This window comes from Methyloceanibacter caenitepidi (assembly GCF_000828475.1).
GTDB classification, from domain to species: Bacteria; Pseudomonadota; Alphaproteobacteria; order Rhizobiales; family Methyloligellaceae; genus Methyloceanibacter; species Methyloceanibacter caenitepidi.
The window spans coordinates 2,159,502-2,175,479 of the sequence record NZ_AP014648.1 but is presented as its reverse complement, the minus strand read 5'-3'; the positions used below and the strand labels follow the sequence as shown (position 1 = coordinate 2,175,479).

11 protein-coding genes are annotated in these 15,978 nt (G+C 62.8%); all 11 read right to left on the bottom strand.

The features are described from left to right. Positions 1–124: 124 nt before the first annotated feature. Positions 125–3,586, bottom strand: coding sequence for a DNA polymerase III subunit alpha (dnaE, locus tag GL4_RS10130; protein ID WP_045367142.1), 3,462 nt, complete (start codon positions 3,584–3,586; stop codon positions 125–127). An 81-nt stretch (positions 3,587–3,667) separates the two neighbouring features. After that, positions 3,668–4,378, bottom strand: a complete 711-nt coding sequence (locus GL4_RS10125; protein ID WP_045369922.1) for an ABC transporter ATP-binding protein — start codon at positions 4,376–4,378, stop codon at positions 3,668–3,670. Between the two features lie 17 nt (positions 4,379–4,395). Then, positions 4,396–5,697 (bottom strand): lipoprotein-releasing ABC transporter permease subunit, encoded by a 1,302-nt coding sequence (locus tag GL4_RS10120; protein ID WP_045367139.1) that lies wholly within the window; start codon positions 5,695–5,697, stop codon positions 4,396–4,398. Continuing rightward, positions 5,694–7,043 carry a proline--tRNA ligase gene (gene proS, locus GL4_RS10115; RefSeq protein ID WP_045367136.1) on the bottom strand — a complete coding sequence of 450 codons (1,350 nt, stop codon included), beginning with the start codon at positions 7,041–7,043 and terminating at the stop codon, positions 5,694–5,696. The genes GL4_RS10120 and proS overlap by 4 nt, the downstream gene beginning before the upstream one ends. 724 nt (positions 7,044–7,767) lie before the next feature. Next, entirely contained in the window at positions 7,768–8,064 is a 297-nt protein-coding gene (locus tag GL4_RS10110) for a DUF1467 family protein (RefSeq protein ID WP_045367133.1), read from the bottom strand. Between the two features lie 3 nt (positions 8,065–8,067). After that, entirely contained in the window at positions 8,068–8,472 is a 405-nt protein-coding gene (mce, locus tag GL4_RS10105) for a methylmalonyl-CoA epimerase (RefSeq protein WP_045367130.1), read from the bottom strand. Between the two features lie 83 nt (positions 8,473–8,555). Then, positions 8,556–10,244, bottom strand: coding sequence for a ribonuclease J (locus GL4_RS10100; RefSeq protein WP_045367127.1), 1,689 nt, complete (start codon positions 10,242–10,244; stop codon positions 8,556–8,558). A gap of 4 nt (positions 10,245–10,248) precedes the next feature. Beyond that, on the bottom strand, positions 10,249–11,022 hold the full coding sequence (locus tag GL4_RS10095) for a biotin--[acetyl-CoA-carboxylase] ligase (protein WP_045367124.1): 774 nt from the start codon (positions 11,020–11,022) through the stop codon (positions 10,249–10,251). A 74-nt stretch (positions 11,023–11,096) separates the two neighbouring features. Continuing rightward, positions 11,097–12,530: an NADH-quinone oxidoreductase subunit NuoN gene (gene nuoN, locus GL4_RS10090; protein WP_045367121.1), complete on the bottom strand. Its 1,434-nt coding sequence runs from the start codon at positions 12,528–12,530 to the stop codon at positions 11,097–11,099. 11 nt (positions 12,531–12,541) lie between these two features. Continuing rightward, complete coding sequence (locus GL4_RS10085; protein ID WP_045367118.1) at positions 12,542–14,056, bottom strand: NADH-quinone oxidoreductase subunit M; 1,515 nt, start codon at positions 14,054–14,056, stop codon at positions 12,542–12,544. Further along, on the bottom strand, positions 14,053–15,978 hold the full coding sequence (gene nuoL / locus GL4_RS10080; RefSeq protein WP_045367115.1) for an NADH-quinone oxidoreductase subunit L: 1,926 nt from the start codon (positions 15,976–15,978) through the stop codon (positions 14,053–14,055). The genes GL4_RS10085 and nuoL overlap by 4 nt, the downstream gene beginning before the upstream one ends.

The following is a 15,978-nucleotide window of genomic DNA, read 5'->3' as shown; positions in this document are numbered from 1 at the left end:
TATAGAAAACCAATGTGACGCTTTGTCCCCGCGTGTGAGATGGTGCGCCTTATAGGGGTCACGCCGATGCTTTGCAAGCCTGGAAACGGCTCCAAATCAAGGGCTCGTCGAGCTTCGGCCGTCCCTAGATCGCGCTGACGTCCAGGACCCCCTCCAAGAGCTTGAGCGCGCTGCGCTGGCGGGGGGTGGAATCGATCCCTTGCGGCAGATCGAACTCGACCTCCTTGCCGTCGATGAGGAGCCGGAGGCGAAGCCGCCCTTGCCCGCCCTCGGCGCCTATCTGCGCAGCAAGCAGCGAGAGGGCTCGGGGATCGTCGACAGTGACTTCCATGCCCGAGGAGCGCTCTTCGGCGGTGTTGTCCAGGGACGACAGCCCCTGAACCCGGACGCGCACGTTTTCTCCGTCCGCTTCGGCTTCCACGTCGAGGAGAACCACCGATCCTGCCTCGAGGAGCGGACGGCCGGCAATCAACGCTTCTGAGAAGATCACGGCCTCGAACTGCCCGGTGGCGTCGGAAAAAGCAACGAACGCATAGGGGTTACCGGTCTTGCCTTTGCGTTCGCGCGAGGAGAGAACCGTCCCGGCGAGCCTGCCCACGACCCGCTTCGTCTGCGCCTTTGCCGCAAATTCGGTCCAGGTCTCCACGCCAAGAGACTTGAGAACTTCGCTGTATTCGTCGAGCGGGTGCCCGGTCAGGAAGAAGCCCACGGCCTCGAACTCTTTGGCAAGCCGGTCCGTCGGGAGCCAGGGATCCGCCTTGCGCAGCTCGATCGGCGGCGGGGTCTGATTGCCGCCGGAGAAGAACAGATCGTTCTGGCCGCCGGTACGAGCTTCCTGGGCGCTGTTCCCGGCGAGGATCATCCGGTCCACGTTCTCGAGCGCCGTGGCCCGGTCGATACCGAGCTCGTCGAAAGCGCCGGCAGTCGCGAGTGTCTCCAAGGCGCGCTTGTTTACGTGGCGCGGGTTCAAGCGGCGTGCGAAGTCGGAGATGTCGCCGAACAGGCCGTTGGCGTTCCGCTCCGCCACGATGGACTCGACAGCAGGTTGGCCGACATTCTTAAGCGCCGCAAGGGAGTAGCGGATCGCCTTGCCATTGGGGATGAAGCCGACTTCGGAGTGGTTCACCGACGGCTGCTCGAGCTTGATGCCGAGCCGCCGCGCCTCTTGCGCGAAGCTGTTGAGCTTGTCGGCGTTGCCCATGTCCAGCGTCATGGATGCCGCAACGAATTCGGTCGGGTAGTTCGCCTTGAGATAGGCGGTCTGGTAGGCGATCAGCGCATAGGCCGCCGCGTGTGACTTGTTGAAGCCGTAGCCGGCGAACTTCGCCACCAGTTCAAATATGTATTCCGCCCGGCCCTTCTCCACGCCGTTCGCGACCGCGCCGTCGACAAAGCGCTTCCGCTGCTTGTCCATCTCGGCCTTGATCTTCTTGCCCATGGCCCGGCGCAGCAGATCGGCCTCTCCGAGGGAGTAGCCGGACAGAACCTGTGCGATCTGCATCACCTGCTCCTGGTAGATGATGACGCCGTAGGTCTCCGCCAGGATGGGCTCGATCATGGGATGGAGTGTCTCGATCTCCTCCTTGCCGTGCTTCCGGTTCACGAAGGTCTCGATATTGTCCATCGGGCCTGGCCGGTAGAGCGCGACCATGGCGATGATGTCTTCGAACCGGTCGGGCTTCAGCTTGCGCAAGGCGTCGCGCATGCCCTGGCTTTCCAGCTGGAACACGCCCACCGTCTCCGCCCGCTGGATCAACTCGTAGGTCCTGGTGTCGTCGAGTGGGATCTCCGCCGGATCGATATCGGGCCCGTCGCGGCCAATCAGCCGCCGCGTCATGTCGATGACGGTCAGCGTCTTGAGCCCGAGGAAGTCGAACTTCACCAGCCCGGCTGCTTCGGCCCATTTCATGTTGAACTGGGTGGCCGGGAGTTGGGCGCGCGCGTCACGATAGAGCGGCACGAGTTCGGTCAGGTTCCGATCCGCGATCACGACGCCCGCCGCGTGGGTCGAAGCGTGCCGGTAGAGGCCCTCGAGCCGCTGGCCGATGTCGAGCAGTTTGGCGACGATCGGCTCCTTGTCGCGCTCCTCCTGCAAGCGCGGTTCGCCGGCGATGGCTTGAGGCAACGTGACCGGGTTCGCCGGGTTCATAGGGACGAGCTTGCAGAGCCGGTCGACCTGCCCGTACGGCATCTGCAGCACGCGGCCCACATCGCGCAGCACGGCGCGGGCCTGGAGCTTACCGAAGGTGATGATCTGCGCGACCCGGTCGGCCCCGTAGCGGTCGCGCACATAGGCGATGACCTCGTCGCGGCGGTCCTGGCAGAAGTCGATATCGAAGTCGGGCATGGACACGCGTTCCGGGTTCAGGAAGCGCTCGAACAGGAGCCCGAAGCGGATGGGGTCGAGATCGGTGATTGTCAGCGCATATGCGACGAGCGAACCCGCGCCGGACCCGCGCCCCGGGCCTACCGGGATGCCCTGCCCCTTGGTCCATTTGATGAAGTCCGAAACGATCAGGAAGTAGCCCTGATAGTTCATGCGGGTGATGATCTCGAGTTCGAAGGCGAGCCGCTCGCGATAGGCCGCTTCGTCCGCGCCCGGGGCTGTTCCGTGCTGTGCGATGCGCGCGGCAAGGCCGTCTTCCGCCTGCCTTTTCAGCTCCTCGGCTTCGGTCTCCGCAAGGGCCGCGCTTGCCTCGCCGCCGGAAAGAAACGCCGGCAGGATCGGGCTGCGTTTCTGCGGGCGATAGGCGCAACGCCGGGCGATCTCGACCGTGTTTTCAATGGCCTCGGGCAGGTCCGCGAACAGGGCCCGCATTTCGTCCGCGGACTTGAAGTAGTGTTCGGGGCTGAGGCGGCGGCGGTCGTCCACGGCCACGTAGCTTCCTTGCGCTATACAGATCAGCGCGTCATGGGCCTCGAAATCGTCCGAGGTGGCAAAGAACGGCTCATTGGTCGCCACAAGCGGGATCGAGCGTTCATAGGCCAGTTGCACCAGGTGGGGCTCGACGGCCCTTTCCTGAGCCAGACCATGGCGTTGGAGCTCGATGTAGAAGCAGTCTCCAAAGATCGAATGGAGCGCCTCGACGCGGGCACGGGCAAGCTCCGCGTTCCCATCCGCGAAGGCCGTGTCGATGAGGCCCTCCGGGCCGCCGCTGAGCGCGATCAAACCGCGTGAATGCCCCGCCAGTTCATCGATGGTGACGAAGGCGTCCCCTGTCTCGGCTGCCGTGAAGTAGGCGCGGCTCGTCAGCTCCATCAGGTTGGCGTAGCCGGTCTCGTCCTTGGCCAGGAGCGCGATGCGGCCGTCGGGGGTCTGGTTGACCAGCTCCGGGGCCCCTCCCTTCTTGCCGGGCTTCTCGAAGGTGAGGTTCAGCGTGCAGCCGATAATGGGCTGAATGCCGGCGCCCGAGACCGCTTCGGAGAATTCGAGTGCGCCGAACAAATTGTTGGAATCGGTGAGCGCCAGGGCCGGCGCCGCGTCGGCCTTGGCCAGTTCGACGAGCTTCGGAATCTTGAGCGCGCCTTCCAGCAAGGAATAGGCGGAATGCACGTGCAGGTGCACGAAGGGTTGCTGGTCGCTCATGATGTTCCGTCTTTGGGGTGGTCAGAGACTCAACGGCTTCCAGACGGAATTGTGGACCCTTGGGCCCGGATGGCAAGGCGCCTACCCGACCGCTTCCACGACGGCGACCTCTTCCTCCACAAGCAATCCGTCGGTCAGGCGCAGGACCCGATCCATGCGGGCCGCCAGCTCGAGATTGTGGGTGGCGATTACGGCCGCGACACCCTCGTCCCGAACCAGGTGCATCATCTGGTCGAAGACCCTGTCGGCGGTGTGCGGATCGAGATTGCCTGTCGGCTCGTCGGCCAGAAGGACCTTGGGCTGGTTTGCCACGGCGCGCGCGATGGCGACGCGCTGCTGCTCTCCGCCGGAGAGCTCTGCCGGCCTGTGGGTCCATCGGTCCTTGAGGCCGAGCGGGTCCAAAAGCGCCTTGGCCCGGGCCTCGGCGTCGTGCTTGGAGCGGCCGAGGACGAGCTGCGGCAGCATCACATTCTCCAGCGCCGAGAACTCGGGCAACAGATGATGGAACTGGTAGATGAAGCCCACCTCCATCCGCCGGATACGCGTGCGCTCGTTGTCTCCCAACGTGACGCAGTCGCGGCCGTTGATGATCACGCTGCCTGCGTCCGGCTTTTCGAGCAGGCCCGCGATATGCAGCAGGGTCGATTTGCCGGCGCCCGAGGGGCCGAGCAGCGCCACAGTCTCACCCGGATAGAAGCTCGCGTTCGCCAGCTTCAGGACATCGATGCGGCGGTCGCCTTGCGTGAAGCCCCGCTCTAGATCGACGAGCTGTAGCGCGGGTGTTCTTTCGATTGCGTCCACGGGGCCCCCTACTCGTAGCGCAGCGCTTCGACCGGATCGAGCCGGGAGGCGCGCCAAGCCGGATAGACGGAAGCCAGAACGGACAGTGTCAGCGCCATGATCACGACGGAAGCCGTTTCTCCCGAATCCATCTCCGCCGGCAGTTCCGACAGGTAATAGAGTTCGGCGGGGAACAGTTCGGTGTCCGTGAGCCAGGAAACGAACCAGCGGATGTGGTCGATGTTCACGCACACGAGCACGCCGAGAGCAAGTCCGGCCAGCGTCCCGGTGACGCCGATCGTGGCGCCGGCAATCAGAAAGATGCGCATCACGGAGCCTCGCGTGGCGCCCATGGTCCGAAGGATCGCGATGTCGCGCGCCTTGTCCTTCACGAGCATCTTCAGGCCCGAAATGATGTTCAGCGCCGCCACCAGAACGATCAGTGTCAGGATCAAGAACATCACATTGCGTTCGACCTGCAGCGCGGAAAAGAACGTCGCGTTGCGCTGGCGCCAGTCGGTGACATAGATCGACGGTCCGCCGGCCTCGAGGATCTTCGGCGCGAGTTCAGCCACTTCGTCCGGGGACTTCAGCACCACTTCGAGAACCGTCACAGAGTCAGGCTGATTGAAATAGATCTGCGCCTCGTTCAGCGGCATGAACATGATGCTCGCATCGTATTCGGACATGCCGATCTCGAAGATCGCCACGACGGGATAGCGTTTGATGCGTGGCGCCGTGCCGAGCGGCGTGGAGGCGCCGCGCGGTGTCAGTATCGAGACGCTGTCCCCGACCTTTACGTTGAGCGTGTTCGCCATGCGGCTGCCGATAGCGATGCCTGGATTCTTGTCGAAGCCGTCGAGCGTGCCGAAATGAACGTTTTTAGAAATCGCCTTGAGGCTCTTGAGATCTTTCTCGCGCAAGCCCCGCACCAGCGCGCCTGTGGAGCCGAGCGGCGTCGAGGCGAGCACTTGACCTTCGACGAGCGGAAGCGCGTGCTTCACGTCGGGCACGTTCGCAATGCGCTCCGAGACCGCGTCATAGTCCTTGAACTGCCCGACGCTGTGCACGACCACATGGCCGTTCAGCCCAAGCATCTTGTCGAACAACTCCTGCCGGAAGCCGTTCATGACCGCCATGACGATAATCAGCGTCGCCACGCCGAGCATGATGCCTATGAAGGAGAAGCCGGCGATGACGGAGATGAAGCCTTCCTTGCGGCGCGCCCGGAGGTAGCGCAGCGCCACCAGCCATTCGAACGGGGCGAAGGGGCGCGTGGTCGGTGCCGCGGGGCTTTCGACGTGTCCGGCTACGGTTTCGCTCGCGCTCATGCGCCTTCCTTGGTGCGGCCTGCTATTGCGTCGCTCAGCATAGTCAACGCCGAGTCGAAGGTGAGACTATGGCGGGTGCCGGTCGCGCGTTCCTTCAACTCGACTTCGCCGGCCTTCAGGCTCTTTGGCCCGACGATCAACTGCCAGGGCAGACCGATCAGGTCCATGGCGGCGAATTTCGCGCCGGCGCGGTCATCGCGGTCGTCGTATAGCACGTCGAAGCCGGCATTTTGCAGCCGTGTGTAGAAGTCTTCGCAGGCTAAATCCGTGTCTGCATCACCGGCCTTCAGATTGATCAGCCCGATGTCGAATGGCGCCACGGATTGCGGCCAGATGATTCCGGCCTCGTCATGGGAAGCTTCGATGATCGCGCCGACGAGGCGCGACACGCCGATGCCGTAAGAGCCCATTTCGACGGTGATGAGGTCTCCTTCGGGGCCCTGCACCTTCGCACCCATCGCTTCGGAGTATTTCGTCCCGAAAAAGAAGATGTGGCCGACTTCGATGCCGCGTGCGGTGACGCGATCGGCTTCGGCGACGTCAGCCTCGAAGCGTGCGGCGTCATGCATCTCCGACGTGGCCGCGTATCGGCCCGTCCAATCACGTACGAGCGGCGCGAGGTCACCTTCGTAGTCGAGGTCGTCGCCAGGCGGCTCCATCGCGAGATAGTCCTTGTGGCAATAGACTTCGCTTTCGCCGGTCTCGGCGAGAATGATGAATTCGTGCGAGAGATCGCCGCCGATCGGGCCCGTCTCCGCAGCCATGGGGATAGACTTCAATCCCATGCGGGCGAAGGTCCGCAGGTACGAGACGAACATCCTGTTATAGGATTTGCGGGCGTCGTCCTGGGTGAGATCGAAGGAGTAGGAATCCTTCATCAGGAATTCGCGACCGCGCATAACGCCGAACCGCGGTCTGATCTCATCCCGGAACTTCCATTGGATGTGATAGAGGATGCGCGGCAGGTCCTTGTAGGACTTCACGCCGTCGCGGAAGATCGCCGTGATCAGCTCCTCGTTGGTGGGACCGTAGAGCATGTCGCGCTCGTGCCGGTCCTGGATGCGCAGCATCTCCTTGCCGTAGTCGTCGTAGCGTCCGCTCTCGCGCCACAGATCGGCGGATTGGATCGTCGGCATCAGGAGTTCGAGCGCCCCTGCCCGGTCCTGCTCCTCGCGCACGATCTGCTCGATCTTGCTCAGCACCCGGTATCCCAGAGGCAGCCAGGTATAGATGCCGGCGCTCGACTGGCGGATCATGCCCGCACGGAGCATGAGCCGATGCGAGACGATCTCCGCCTCTTTGGGGTCGTCACGTAGGATGGGCAGAAAGAAACGGCTGAGGCGCATCGTGAAGCTCTGAAGGCGTTGGTGTGGCCGAGCCCATGGATGGCCGGCCGCGTATGATCTCGGGGCTGCAAGCGGCGGCGATGGCACCATGACGCACCCTGGATGCGGCTAATAGCCAAGTTCGCCCAAAGAGGCAATCGAGGAGGCAATCGAGCCGCGCAACGTTTATCGGATTGCCCCGGCGATTCTTCGAATGACTTTTCAACCCGCGGTGGCCGGGGGTTGAACTCGGCGAAGATCGTCGAAACGACGCGGAAAGCGCGCCCTGATTTTAGTCAGTGTCGGCGTCTGCCACTCAATCAGGCAGTTTTTCCGATTTGAGCAGTCACAAAGTCGAATTCATTCAGGTTAGCAAATAGGGTGATCGACTTTTTTGGCTAAATCTGCGGCGACCAGTCACAATGATGGTGACAATTTGGCGCGGCCAAGCTAGGGTCCGCCCACAACGCAAGAGCGCTCGGCCCCCGTAGGTTGTGACGTGAAGCGTTTAGAGATTGGACAGTGTCAAAGACCACTTAGTGTCGAAGACTATCAGGGTCCAAGTCTTGGGAGGAAAGACTCCTGGCGCGCGTCTACCCGATGGACAAGCGCAGCCGCTTCGCCGCCCCGCTCTTCGAGAGCTGTCCCGGCGGTGGAGAAAAGGAGTAAACACTAAAAGAGCAAGGTCCTTAGGGGCCTTGCTTTTTTTTATGCGCGATCCGCGTGCCGGACTTTCATTCACAGCTCAATTGGCGTGAGGCGCTTCCTGAACCCGCTCGTAGCGGGGGAAGAACGGGATGTCGTCGAGCCTGATGATGTGATGCACCATGATCGCGTAGATGAACGCGAAGACGATGCCGGAAACGATCGTCGTCGCGACGATTTTCAGCAGCAGCCTCGGCCTGTGCGGTGCGCTGTCGGCGAAACCCGGATTGCTTGCTTCGCCCGCTTCTTCCGACGTGCGCACGCCCCAAGGCAGAACAGCGAAGAGCAGAACCCACCAGATCACGAAGTAGATGGCGACGCCGAAGGCGAGACTCATGGCCTAGGCCTCTTCGAGTTCGACCAAGGTCCCGCAGAAATCCTTGGGATGCAGGAACAGAACGGGCTTGCCGTGAGCGCCGATCTTCGGTTCGCCGTCGCCCAGGACGCGTGCGCCCTCCTTGGTGAGCTGGTCGCGCGCTTCCATGATATCCGGCACCTCGTAGCAGATGTGATGGATGCCGCCGCTCGGGTTGCGCTCCAGAAAGGCCGCGATCGGCGAGTTGTCGCCAAGGACGCCCAGGAGCTCGACCTTGGTGTTCGGCAACTCGATGAAAACCGTTCGCACACCATGCTCCGGCTGATCTTCCTCCGGAGAGACCGTCGCACCGAGCGTGTCGCGATAGACGGCGGTCGCGGCTGTCAGGTCCGGAACGACAATGGCGACATGGTTCAAACGGCCAATCATGTATCTCTGCTCCAGCTTCGAAAAGGGATCTCGACCTCAGTCTAAACGGCTATTGAGGCGCTCAAGGCCTCTTTTTGCGGCGGTTAGAGCACGGTCGTCAACACGGTACAGATAGGCTTCTTGCCCCAGGCTTGCCCCAGGGCCGCCCGCACGGCGCGGCGCACCGCTTCGGAGACAAGTTGCGGGTCTTTGCGGCGCGGGCGCGGAATGCTCTCGACCGTTCCGATTGCGGCGTCGCGCGCGATTTCCTCGAGCGGAACGCCGTAATTGTCCTCCTCGGGCAGCCCCGTCAGCGTCACCTCGGGGTCGGCGACCAGTCCGCCTTTCGTGGTCAAGACAAGGGATACGGCGGCGATACCGGCATAGCTGAGCTTGCGGCGGTCCCGGACCTGGCCCTCATCGGACGACGTCAAGATAGCGCCGTCGCGATAGAGCCGCCCCACGGGCACGTCGTCGACGATCCCAGCAGGCTTCGGCAGAAGCTGTACCAACGTGCCATTGCGGGCCCGGACGACCTCCGGGACACCGAGGTCCTCTGCCAGTTCTGCGTGCGCTTCCAGATGCCGTCCCTCACCGTGCATCGGCACGGCGATGTGCGGCTTCAGCCAAGAATACAGCTGCTCCAATTCCCCGCGGCGCGGATGGCCGGACACGTGCACCAGCGCATCCTGGTCGGTGAGAATCTCGATGGCGTTGTCGGACAGAGCATTCTGGATGCGTCCGACGGATTTCTCGTTTCCGGGAATTGTCCGCGAGGAGAAGATCACCCAGTCGCCCTTCTTGAGCGAGACATGCGGGTGTTCGCCTGCCGCGATGCGCGCCAGCGCCGCGCGCGGCTCGCCTTGGCTTCCCGTGCATAGGGCCACGACCTTGTCGGCCGGGAATTGTCGGAAGGCAGTTTCTTGATGAAAGCGCAATTCCGGGTCGAGATAGCCGGTCGCTTGGGCCGCTTCGATCACCCGGTACATGGCGCGGCCCACGACGACGAGTTCGCGGCCCGCGGCCTGAGCGGCCTTCGCCACCGAGCCGAGCCGGGCGACATTGGAGGCGAAGGTCGTGACGGCGACGCAAGCCGGCGCCTTCTTGATCAGCGTGATCAGGTTTTCGGCGACCTCCGCCTCCGAAGGCGAGATGCCTTCACGTATGGCGTTGGTGGAATCGCAGATCAGCGCATCGACTCCGTCGCGGCCGATCTCGCGCAGACGGTTTTCGTCCGTCGGCGCACTGGTCAGCGGCGTCTCGTCGAGCTTCCAGTCACCCGTGTGGAGCGCCGTTCCGAGCGGCGTGCGGATCGCCAGCGCCGTGGGTTCCGGAATCGAATGGGACATCGAGATGAGTTCGACATCGAACGGACCGATCTGGCGCCGTGCGCCCAAGGGCACAATCTCGAGCGGCAGGTCGTCGTCGTCCATACGCGCCTCGCCGAGCTTTCCGCGCAGCATTGCGGCCGTGAAGGGCGTGGCATAGATCGGAACCCGCCCGATCAAGGGCCAAAGATCGGGGATGGCGCCGTAATGGTCCTCGTGGGCATGGGTCAGCACCAGCCCTGCGATATTGTGCCGTTCCTCTTCAAGGAAGCGAATGTCCGGCAGGATGACGTCGATGCCCGGCTCGTATTCGCCGCCGAATGTCACGCCCATGTCGACGATGAGCCAGGTATAGGCGTTTTTCTGACCGTACCCGTAAAGGTACAGGTTCATGCCGATCTCGCCCACGCCGCCGAGCGGGACGAAGACGAGGCGGTTCTTGTTTCTTGAGTCCTTTGCAGCCATGGCGTCAGGACGTGAAGAAGACGTCGCCGGCCGCGATGGTGCGCTTGCCGCCTTCGGTCTTGAGCTTGAGGGCGCCTTCCAAATCGAGGCCGTCATAAGTGCCTTCGATCCGCTCACTGCCGATCTGCACGACGAGCTTTCGTCCCGTGGGACCCGCGCGGTCCAGCCAGGCGCGGCGAATCGACGGGAAGGTAGCCCCCTCATCCCACCGTTGCAGCCATTCGTGGGTCGTCGCCGCGAGCACCTCCAGCGCCTTGGCCGGTGCGACGCTCATACCGTAGGCATCGAGGCTCACGGCGGGCTGCGGCAGTCCCTCGGGATGGCTCGCCAGATTGATGCCGGTGCCGATCACGACCGCCGAGCGCCGGTCGCCCGGCGTGCCCAGATTCTCGAGCAGCATGCCGGCGATCTTTTCTTCGTCCAGCAGCACGTCGTTGGGCCATTTGATGAGCAGCTTGGAGCGGCCTTCATAGGCGATCAGTTTCGAGATTGTCTCGTAAGTGATGATACCGGCCACGAGGGCAAGCTGGCTTGCGGTCTGGAGCGGACAGTTGAGGCGCACCAGCAGGCTGGCGAAGAGGTTGCCGACTTGCGAGGTCCATTGCCGCCCTGCCCGTCCTCGCCCCATGGATTGGCGCGCCGACCAGATCCACAAGGGCCCCGGCTCCCCCATGTCCGCGCGGCGCTTGGCTTCGTCGTTGGTCGAATCGACCGTGTCGAGCTGGACCAGGCGGTAGCCTGCGGGAAGCTTGGGTGTTGTGCGCGCGAATTGGTTCATTCGGTAATGCGGCTAGGGGTTCAACAAATAGTGGCGGGACGAGCGCGCCCCGTTTCGTCAGAGCACTGCTGAATTCAAAAAAGAGATTTTGCAGCAGTTCCGGCCGCCGCGACAAGCGGCGACGGAAAAGCGAAGAAGAGCATGATCAAAACACCCGCGACGCCCAGCACGATAGCCAAGGGACGCGGCATTGGCTCGAAACCCTTCACGGGCTCGTCGAAATACATGAGCTTCACGATGCGCAAGTAATAGAAAGCGCCCACGACACTGAGCAGGACGCCGATGATGGCAAGGGCGTAGAGGCCCGCCTCGACGGCCGCGAGGAACACGTAGAACTTGGCGAAGAAGCCGGCGAGCGGCGGAATGCCGGCCAGTGAGAACAACAGGACCGCGAGCGCAAGCGCCATGAGCGGGCTTGTACGGGAGAGACCTGCGAGCTGATCGATCTCCTCGACCATCTCGCCGTCGCGGCGCAGCGACAGGATGACGGCGAAGGTGCCGAGCGTCATGACGAGATAGATCGCCATATAGATGATCACGCCCTGGACGCCCTGCTCCGTGCCGGCCGCAAGTCCGACGAGCGCGAAGCCCATATGTCCGATGGAGCTGTAGGCCATCAGGCGCTTGATGTTGTGCTGGCCGATCGCGGCGAACGCGCCGAGCCCCATCGAGGCGAGCGACAGGAAAATCACGATCTGCTGCCATTGATCGGTAATGGCCGGGAAAGCCGAAACCACAACCCGAATGAACAAGGCCATGGCGGCGATCTTCGGGGCGGCGGCGAAGAAGGCCGTAACGGGTGTCGGTGCGCCTTCGTAAACGTCGGGCGTCCACATGTGGAATGGCACCGCAGAGATCTTGAAGGCGAAGCCGGTCAGCAGAAACACCAGGCCGAAGATAAGGCCGAGATTGGCGCCGGAGGGTTGGGCCGCGCTCGCGATGTCGGAAAAGACCGTGGAGCCGGTAAAGCCGTAGATCAGCGAGGCGCCGTAGAGCAGCATGCCCGAGGACAACGCCCCGAGGACGAAGTACTTCATGCCGGCTTCGGACGAGCGGGTCGAATCCCGCTTGAAGGCGGCGACCACGTAGAGCGCGAGGCTCTGCAATTCGAGACCCACATAGAGCGCGATGAGATCGTTCGCGGAGATCATCATCAGCATGCCGGTCGTCGCGAGCAGCAACAGGACCGGGTACTCGAACTTCAGGCCACCTTCGTCTCGCCAGAAATCCCGCGACATGATCAGCGCGACGCCCGCGCCAATCAGGGCGAGCAGCTTGAGCATGCGCGCGAACGGATCGACGATGAAGCTGTTTCCGAAAACGGTGACTGTGCCTTCGCCCATGGCGACGAAGATGCCGGCGAGGAACAGCACCGCCACCGAGAGCCACAGAACAAGTTCGCCGCGTTCGTGGTCGCGGCCACCGACGCCGACCATGAGCAGCGCCATGGCGCCGATCGCGAGGGTGAGTTCGGGAAGGAGCGGGAGAAGATTGATCTGTTCGGTCATGGCACCCTCCCTCACGGCACCAGCGCCAGCCGCGCCTGCTCGGCGGCGGCCAGGTTCGCTTTGAAGTCGGCCATCAGGGCCTCGACGGACGTCGCCGTAACGTCGAGAACGGGATTGGGATGAAACCCGAAATAGATGGTGAGAAGAATCAGCGGCGCCATGACGGCGACTTCGCGCCAGGACAGATCCTGGATCAGCTTCAATGCCGGATTGGTGATCTCGCCGAAGATAACCCGTCGATAGAGCCAAAGCGCATAACAGGCAGACAGGATGACACCCGTTGCCGCGAGCGCCGTAACCCAGGTGTTGACCTGGAAGGCGCCCAGAAGAGTCAGGAATTCGCCCACAAAGCCGGACGTGCCCGGGAGCCCCACATTGGCCATGGTGAAGATCATGAACACCACAGCATAGAGCGGCATGCGGTTCACGAGGCCGCCGAACACGGAAATCTCATGGGTGTGCATGCGGTCGTAGACGACGCCGACGCAGAGGAATAGGCCGGCCGAGACTAGCCCGTGGGACAGCATGAGAAAGATGCCGCCCTGCAGGCCCTGCATGGTGAGCGTGAAAATGCCGATCGTCACGAAGGCCATATGGGCGATGGACGAATAGGCGATGAGCTTCTTCATGTCCTCCTGCGCCAGCGCGACGAGCGAGGTGTAAATCACCGCGATCACCGACAGCGCATAGATGAGCGGCGCGAAGTCGGCCGATGCGAGCGGGAACATCGGAATGGAGAAGCGCAGGAACCCGTATCCGCCGAGCTTCAAGAGGATGCCCGCCAGCACGACGGAGCCCGCGGTCGGCGCCTGCACGTGCGCGTCCGGCAGCCAGGTATGCACCGGCCACATGGGCAGCTTTACCGCGAACGATGCGAAGAACGCGAGCCACAACCAAGTCTGCATCTGCGGCGGGAAATCGTGCTGGAGGAGCTCCGGGATATTCGTGGTCCCCGCCTGCCAATACATGGCGAGGATCGCGATCAGCATCAGCAGCGAGCCCGCCAGGGTGTAGAGGAAGAACTTGAAGCTCGCATAGACGCGGTTCGATCCGCCCCAGATGCCGATGATGAGGAACATCGGAATGAGCCCGCCCTCGAAGAACAGGTAGAACATCACCAGATCGAGGGAGCAGAAGACGCCGAGCATCAGCGTCTCGAGGATCAGGAACGCGATCATGAATTCGCGCACCCGCGTCTTGATGGCGCCGTAGGTCGACAGGACCGTGAGCGGCATCAGGAACGTCGTGAGGATCACGAACAGCATCGAAATGCCGTCGATACCCATGTGGAACCGGATCGGTCCGAGCCAGGCGCGTTCCTCGACAAATTGGAACTTGGCCGTGGTCGGATCGAAGTCGACCCACAGCAGCAGCGAGATGGCGAAGGTGATCAGCGTCGTCCACAACGCGATGTAGCGCGCGTTGCGGGCGGTGCTGTCGTCATTGCCGCGCAGCGCGAAAATCAGCAGCGCACCGACCAGCGGCAGGAACGTCACCGTTGAGAGAATGGGCCATCCATAGCTCATGGCTTCAGCGCGCCTCCCATCACGATGAAATAGGTGATCAGAAGCGCGACGCCGATCAGCATAATGAACGCGTAGTGGTAGATGTATCCGGTCTGGAGCTTCACGACGCCTCTCGTGATGTCCAGCACGCGAGCGGCAACGCCGTTCGGCCCGATCCCGTCGATGATCTTGCCGTCGCCCACCTTCCAAAGGAAATTGCCGAGCCATTTGGCCGGGCGGACGAAGATGCGGTCATAGAGCGCGTCGAAGTACCAGGCATGGAAGAAGAACTGGTTCGTTGCCGGGAAGCGCTTGAGCAGGCCGAAGGGGACCAGCGGCCGCCACATGTAGCAGTACCAAGCGATTAGGAAGCCGAGCGTCATGGCGATCGTCGGCGACAGAACCAGCCAGAACGGCACGTCGTGATGACCGCCATGAGGCAGCACGATGCTGTCGCGCCAGAAGCTCGCCTGGTCTGCGCCGATGAAGAGGTGGCGGAAGCCGAGCCCGGCGAATAGCGCGCCGGCCGCCAGCACCATCAGCGGTACGCCCATGGTCCAGGGCGGTTCGTGTGCGTGTGCCTTGACGTCCTTCGGACCGCGGAAATTGCCCTCGAAGGTCATGAACATCAGCCGCCAGGTGTAGAGCGAGGTCAGGAAGGCGGCGATCAGCACCATCCAATAGGTGTATTGGCCGACGGCCGTATGATCGAACCAGGTCGTCTCGATGATGAAGTCCTTCGAGACGAAGCCGGACGTCAGCGGGAACGCAGTCAGCGCCAGCGATCCGATCAGCATCATCGCCCAGGTGAAGGGGATGATCTTCCGCAAGCCGCCCATGCGGCGCATGTCTTGATTGTCGGCCAGAGTATGGATGACGGCGCCGGCGCACAGGAATAGCAGCGCCTTGAAGCAGGCGTGGGTGAAGAGGTGGAAGATGCCCGCGCCATACGCCCCGACCCCTTCGGCGGCGAACATGTAACCGAGCTGCGAACAGGTGGAGTAGGCGATCACGCGCTTGATGTCGGTCTGCACCACGGCGGCGGTCGCGGCGAAGAAGGCGCTCGTCGCGCCGATGAACGCCACGAAGGCGAGCGCGTACGGGGCGAGATCGAACAGCGGCGACATGCGCGCCACCATGAACACGCCCGCCGTCACCATCGTCGCGGCATGAATCAGCGCAGAGACCGGTGTCGGGCCCTCCATGGCGTCCGGCAACCAGGTGTGGAGCAGGAACTGGGCCGACTTGCCCATGGCGCCCATGAAGAGCAGGAAGCACATCAACTCGAGTGCCGGGACCTCCCACGACAGGAAGGTGATGGTCTTGCCGACCTGGTCGGGCGCCGCCGCGAAGATCGTGTCGTATTGGACGGCGCCGAACACATAGAAGATCGCGAAGATGCCGAGCAGGAAGCCGAAATCGCCGACGCGGTTGACGACGAAGGCCTTGATGGCGGCGGCATTAGCGGAGGGCTTCTTGTACCAGAAGCCGATCAGGAGGTAGGACGCGAGGCCGACGCCTTCCCAGCCAAAGAAGAGCTGAACGAGATCGTCCGAAGTCACGAGCGCCAGCATGGCAAAGGTGAACAAGGACAGGTAGGCGAAGAAGCGCTCCTTGTGCGGGTCCTCGTCCATGTAGCCAACGGAATAGAGGTGCACGACCGATGACACGGTGTTGACCACGACCAGCATCACGGCCGTGAGCGTGTCGACCCGGATCGACCAATAGGTCTCGAAGGCGCCGGAGTGCATGAACCCGATCAGCGCGATGCGCACGTCTTCGCCCTGGATGGCGACCTGGTAGAAAGCGATCCAAGACAGGAACGCCGCCACAAACATCAGCGAGATCGTGACGATCTCGCAGGCTCGGTACCCGACAAGGCGGCCGAACAGCCCGGCAAACAGCGCGCCGATCAGGGGAAGGAAGAGGATTGCGTGATACAT